Below are 351 nucleotides of genomic sequence, written 5' to 3' on the forward strand. Positions count from 1 at the left end.
AAATAATATGGCGGTATAGCTTAGTTGGCTAGAGCGTTCGGTTCATACCCGAAAGGTCACAGGTTCGACTCCTGTTACCGCTACCAATAAATGTGGACCTTTAGCTCAGTTGGTTAGAGCGCCCGGCTCATAACCGGTAGGTCCGGGGTTCGAGTCCCTGAAGGTCCACCACTTTTATATAGATTTATTACCGAGGTGTAGCGCAGTTTGGTAGCGCACGTGGTTTGGGACCATGGGGCCGGGGGTTCGAGTCCCTCCACCTCGACCAATTATGGTGGGTATAGCTCAGTTGGTTAGAGCGCCAGATTGTGGCTCTGGAGGTCGTGAGTTCGACTCTCATTATCCACCCCA

General features: G+C 52.1%; 4 tRNA genes. All 4 read left to right on the forward strand.

Annotation, left to right across the window (positions count from 1 at the left end):
• Positions 1-9: 9 nt before the first annotated feature.
• The 4 genes from ATCC9714_RS16590 to ATCC9714_RS16605 all read left to right on the forward strand — a co-directional run bounded on the left by ATCC9714_RS16590 (position 10) and on the right by ATCC9714_RS16605 (position 351).
• A tRNA-Met gene (locus tag ATCC9714_RS16590) sits at positions 10-86 on the forward strand.
• Between the two features lie 8 nt (positions 87-94).
• Positions 95-171: transfer RNA gene (locus ATCC9714_RS16595), tRNA-Ile, on the forward strand.
• A 20-nt stretch (positions 172-191) separates the two neighbouring features.
• Positions 192-268 (forward strand) — tRNA-Pro (locus ATCC9714_RS16600).
• A gap of 6 nt (positions 269-274) precedes the next feature.
• Positions 275-351 (forward strand) — tRNA-His (locus ATCC9714_RS16605).

The organism is Paraclostridium sordellii (assembly GCF_000953675.1).
GTDB lineage: Bacteria > Bacillota > Clostridia > Peptostreptococcales > Peptostreptococcaceae > Paraclostridium > Paraclostridium sordellii.